The sequence below is a fragment of the Zoogloea oryzae genome (assembly GCF_030161255.1).
Taxonomy (GTDB): Bacteria; Pseudomonadota; Gammaproteobacteria; order Burkholderiales; family Rhodocyclaceae; genus Zoogloea; species Zoogloea oryzae.
Map to the genome: position 1 here is coordinate 1 of NZ_BSPX01000152.1, position 3,383 is coordinate 3,383.

The window sequence follows — 3,383 nt, forward strand, 5'->3', positions numbered from 1 at the left end:
CGCCAGCCGAGGCCAAGCCCGCCGCCCGCCGCCGCCGGACCCGCAAGACCGAGTCCTGACGGCGTTGGCGATGGCGCGGAACCTCCTCGTCACCGGCGGCTCCCGGGGCATCGGCGCCGCCATCGCCCGGCTGGCCGCCGTGCGGGGTTACGCCGTGTGCCTCAGCTATCACACCGACCGCAGCGCCGCCGAAGCCGTGGTGGCCGACATCGCCAGCCACGGCGGCACGGCCGTCGCGGTGCAGGCCGACGTGGCGGTGGAATCCGACGTGCTGCGCCTCTTCGCCGAATGCGATGCCCGCCTCGGCCCGCTCGACGCACTGGTCAACAACGCCGGCATCCTGGCCCGTCAGATGCGCGTGGACGAGATGGACGCCGCGCGCCTCAGCCGGGTCTTCGCCACCAACATCACCGGCGCCTTCCTGTGCGCCCGCGAGGCCGTGCGGCGCATGAGCACCGGCCACGGCGGCCGCGGTGGAGCCATCGTCAATCTGTCGTCGCGGGCGGCGCGCATCGGTTCGCCGGGCGAGTACGTGGATTACGCCGCCTCCAAGGCCGCCATCGACACGCTCACCCTCGGCCTCGCCAAGGAGGTCGCGACCGAGGGCATCCGCGTCAATGGGGTGGCGCCGGGCCTCATCGAGACGGAAATCCATGCCAGCGGCGGCGAGCCCGGCCGTGTCGCGCGGCTGGCACCGGGCGTGCCCATGCAGCGTGGCGGCACGCCGGAAGAAGTGGCCCGCGCCGTGCTGTGGCTGCTGTCGGATGAGGCCAGTTACACCACCGGAGCTATCCTCGATGTGGCCGGCGGACGCTGAGCGGCCGGCTGCGTCCGCGCCCCGCTTCTGGCGCGACGCGGCGCTGCCCCATGTCGAGCTGCGCTCGGTGGAAGACGGCCGGCGGGTGTGCTACGCGCCCCATTCCCACGACACCTTCTCCATCGGCGTCATCACCGGCGGCGTCAGCACTTACGCCAACGGGCGCCTGCGCGAGCGGGTCGGGCCGGGCTCGGTGGTGGTGGTCAATCCCGAAGACGTGCACGCCTGCAATCCGGTGGATGGCCAGCCCTGGGCGTACCACATGCTGTTTCTGGATACGGCGTGGCTGGCCCGTCAGCAGGCGACGCTGGGGCTCCCGGAGGGGCGGGATTTCCAGCCCTTCGCCACCGCGGCAAGCCGCGACCCGCTGCTGGCCGAAGGCTTGATGCGCCTGCAGGCGCTGCTCCACGACGGGCAGGCCGACCGCCTCGAAAAGGAGAGCGCGACGGTGGCCTTCGTCGCCCTGCTGCAGGCCCGCCTGGATCCGGCGCCGGCCGTGCTAGCAGAGGCCGACGACCGGCTCGCCCGGGCCGCCGAGTTCATCGCCGACAACTGCACCCGGCCCCTCAGCCTGGGCGACATCTGCGCCGCCGCGGGCCTGTCGGAGTCCTACCTGATCCGCGCCTTCCAGCGGCGCTACGGCCTCACGCCCCACGCCTTTCTCATCGACCGGCGCATCCGCTACAGCCGGGCGCGTTTGCGCCGCGGCCACGCCATCGCCGATGTCGCGGCCGACGCCGGCTTTGCTGATCAGGCCCACCTCCACCGGGCCTTCAAGCGGCTGGTGGCGGCCACGCCGGGGCAGTACCGGGCCCCGGTTTAGATCAGGAACAGCGCGCTGCCCGCCAGCAGCGCGGCCATCAGGCGGTTGAAGGCGCGGATGCGCGCCGGGCTGTCCAGGTGGCGGCGCAGGTGGGCGCCGGCGTAGGCCCAGCTGCCCACCGACAGGTAGCAGATCACGAAGTAGATCCCCGCAAACAGCCACACCCGGGCCGGATCGCCGTCCGCCAGATAGGCGCCGGTGCCGGCCACCGCGGCCAGCCAGGCCTTGGGGTTGAGCCACTGCATCACCGCGCCGGCGACGAGCGTCGGCCCCGCGTCGGCCGGCCCGGCAGCGAGCCGGCCATCATCGGCCGCCAGGCGGATCGCCAGATACACCAGAAAGGCCACGCCGGCCCAGCGCACGAGGTCGGTCAGGCCCGGCCAGCGCAGCAGGATCTCCTGCAGGCCAAGGCCGGTGAGCACCAGCAGCAGGGTGAAGCCGACGGTGGCGCCGGTCACGTGGCGCAGGCTGGCCCGAAAGCCGTGGCGGGCGCCGGCGCCGAGGGCCACCAGATTCACCGGGCCGGGGGAGAGGGAAGCCGCCAGCGCAAAGGCGGCCATCGAGAGGACGAGGTTCATGGACATCACCGGAAGGGGTTCGCAGGGTACGAACCCGAAGGTAGCGGCGATGTCTGCCGGGCGTCTTGAACAAAACTGCCCGGCTGCGGGGGCGGCTTACTTCAGGCCGAGCCGCCCGGCGACGATCAGCAGCACCACGGCGCCCACCACCGAGCCGATGAAGCCGGCGCCCTGGCCGGCCTGGTACAGGCCCAGGGCCTGACCGCCGTAGGTGGCGGCCATGGAGCCGCCGATGCCGAACAGGATGGTCTTGATCCAACCCATGTTGTCGTCGCCGGGTTTGACGAAGCGGGCGACGAGACCGACGACGAGGCCGATGATGATGGTGGAAAGCATGGCGGACGTCCTTTGGGGGAGAGGGGGAGCGCCCACTCTAGCCCCCGGCCGATGACCGGCTCGTTAAATCGTGTGACGCCCGCCCCCCCGCCGCGAGCCAGTCGCGCACGCCCTCGCCGGCCCGCCGGCCGCTGGCGAAGCAGGCGGTGAGCAGGTAGCCGCCGGTGGGGGCTTCCCAGTCGAGCATCTCGCCGGCGCAGAACAGGCCGGGCTGGCGCTTCACCATCAGGCCGTCGTCCAGGTCTTCAAAGCGCACGCCGCCGGCGCTGCTGATCGCTTCGTCCAGCGGCCGCGGCGCCACCAGACGCACCGGCAGTGCCTTGATGGCCGCAGCCAGGCGGGTCGGATCGGCGAGGTCGTCGGCCGGGACGCATTCGCGCAGCAGGGCCATCTTGAGCCCGGCGATGCCGACCCGGCTCTGCAGGTGGCTCGCCAGCGAGCGGGCGCCGCGGGGATGGGCGACCTCGGCCTGCACCCGCTCCAGCGGGCGGCCGGGGGCGAGGTCGATCTCGAGCCACGCCTCGCCGGTGGTCTCGATGCGTTCGCGGATGGTGGCCGACAGGGCGTAGATCAGGCTGCCCTCGATGCCGTCGGCGGTCAGCATGGCTTCGCCGACCCGCGGTGGGGCCGCGTCGCCCGCCAGGCGCATTGCCACCGACTTGAGGGGCTGGCCGGCAAAGCGGCTCGCCAGGTGCTCGCTCCAGCCTGCTGCGGCGCGGGGCGAGGCCACCAGAAAGCCGCAGTTGGCCGGGCGCAGGGGCGCAACGGCAATGCCCTTGTCGGCCAGCCACGGCACCCACGCGCCGTCGGAGCCGAGCCTGGCCCAGCT

At 72.8% G+C, this 3,383-nt stretch carries 5 protein-coding genes; 2 read left to right on the forward strand and 3 right to left on the reverse strand.

Annotated elements, in window-relative coordinates; all coding sequences use genetic code 11:
- Positions 1 to 817 (forward strand): SDR family oxidoreductase (locus tag QQK25_RS22475; protein WP_284189968.1); only part of this gene is annotated, 817 nt, incomplete at its 5' end.
- Positions 798 to 1,640 (forward strand): AraC family transcriptional regulator, encoded by an 843-nt coding sequence (locus QQK25_RS22480; RefSeq protein WP_284189969.1) that lies wholly within the window; start codon positions 798 to 800, stop codon positions 1,638 to 1,640. The genes QQK25_RS22475 and QQK25_RS22480, both read left to right, overlap by 20 nt.
- Here QQK25_RS22480 and QQK25_RS22485 read toward each other — a convergent pair.
- From QQK25_RS22485 to QQK25_RS22495, 3 genes are all read right to left on the reverse strand, one after another.
- Entirely contained in the window at positions 1,637 to 2,218 is a 582-nt protein-coding gene (locus tag QQK25_RS22485) for a LysE family translocator (RefSeq protein ID WP_284189970.1), read from the reverse strand. The genes QQK25_RS22480 and QQK25_RS22485 overlap by 4 nt on opposite strands.
- A gap of 96 nt (positions 2,219 to 2,314) precedes the next feature.
- A complete protein-coding gene (locus QQK25_RS22490; RefSeq protein WP_284189971.1) occupies positions 2,315 to 2,554 on the reverse strand; it encodes a GlsB/YeaQ/YmgE family stress response membrane protein in 240 nt (79 codons plus the stop codon).
- A gap of 37 nt (positions 2,555 to 2,591) precedes the next feature.
- Positions 2,592 to 3,383 (reverse strand): TIGR03862 family flavoprotein (locus tag QQK25_RS22495; RefSeq protein WP_284189972.1); only part of this gene is annotated, 792 nt, incomplete at its 5' end.

Coding starts and splice junctions, on each gene's coding strand:
- QQK25_RS22480 (WP_284189969.1), top strand. CDS start 798: ATGTGGCCGGCGGACGCTGAGCGGCCGGCTGCGTCCGCGCCCCGCTTC.
- QQK25_RS22485 (WP_284189970.1), bottom strand. CDS start 2,218: ATGAACCTCGTCCTCTCGATGGCCGCCTTTGCGCTGGCGGCTTCCCTC.
- QQK25_RS22490 (WP_284189971.1), bottom strand. CDS start 2,554: ATGCTTTCCACCATCATCATCGGCCTCGTCGTCGGTCTCGTCGCCCGC.